At 74.1% G+C, this 537-nt stretch carries 1 protein-coding gene; it reads left to right on the forward strand.

The features are described 5' to 3' along the window. Positions 1-77: 77 nt before the first annotated feature. The coding region (locus BFF76_RS12400; protein ID WP_208604842.1) for a hypothetical protein at positions 78-537 on the forward strand (460 nt) is incomplete at its 3' end.

Consider the following 537-nt stretch of genomic DNA (forward strand, 5'->3'; position numbering starts at 1 on the left):
CCGGTTGTCACAGACGCCCGTTGGCCATCGCGCCCTCCGCTTCACCCTTCTTCACCGCCCGCCAGGAGCAGCTCACCATGAACCCTGCCAGACCCTCCCGCATCCCCACGTCCGCGTCCGCCCTCCCCCGGCCCCGGTTGGGCCGGATGGCCGCGCTCGCCGCCGGCGCGACACTGGGCATCGGCGCGTTGGCCGTCCCGCCCGTCACGGCGGGTCCCATCGGAGCGGACGCGACGGGCACGGTCGCCCTCGTCGCGGACGCCGTCGCGCCCACGGTCACCCTGGGCACCGCGACCGTGAAGCCCGGCGGTTCCGTGCCGTTCGAGGCCTCCGGCTTTCCTGCCGGCGCCACCCTCAGCGTCAAGTTCGACGACGGTGCCCTGCTCAAGCAGTTCCCCATCGGTGACGACGGCAGCGCCTCCGGAACGGTGACCGTCCCGGCCGACGCCACCCCGGGCAGCGGGCACTGGCTGCGGTTCCTGGCACCGCAGACGAGCGTACGCAGCGAGAACCTGACGGTCACGGGCGGCTCCCCGG

Source organism: Streptomyces mutomycini, from assembly GCF_001700505.1.
In the GTDB taxonomy this organism is placed as follows: domain Bacteria; phylum Actinomycetota; class Actinomycetes; order Streptomycetales; family Streptomycetaceae; genus Streptomyces; species Streptomyces mutomycini.